The organism is Adlercreutzia equolifaciens, assembly GCF_029076695.1.
GTDB lineage: Bacteria > Actinomycetota > Coriobacteriia > Coriobacteriales > Eggerthellaceae > Adlercreutzia > Adlercreutzia equolifaciens_A.
In genome coordinates, this window is record NZ_JARFIK010000233.1 from 1 (window position 1) to 321 (window position 321).

1 protein-coding gene is annotated in these 321 nt (G+C 63.6%); it reads left to right on the top strand.

Annotation, left to right across the window (positions count from 1 at the left end; translation table 11 throughout):
- Positions 1-28: 28 nt before the first annotated feature.
- Positions 29-321: ZIP family metal transporter (locus PZH32_RS12190; RefSeq protein ID WP_428994047.1), on the top strand; the 293-nt coding region annotated here is incomplete at its 3' end.

Genomic DNA, 321 nt, shown 5'->3' on the forward strand with positions numbered 1-321 from the left:
CGCTCCTTCAACGCTTAAGAAGCCCACGATGATGCTCATGGCCCTGGCCATTCACAACCTGCCCGAGGGCATGGCAGTTGGCGTGGTACTCGCGGGCTTTTTGGCCGGCAACCCCACCATTACCCTGGCCTCGGTGACGGCGCTGTCCATCGGCATTGCCATTCAGAACGTGCCCGAGGGGGCCATCGTTTCGCTACCGCTCACTTCGACGGGTATTTCTCGCGCCCGTGCTTTCGTGATGGGCACGGGCTGCGGTGCCGTTGAACCGGTGGGCGCGGTGCTCATGCTGGCCATCACGGGTTTGGCTACGCCGCTTCTGCC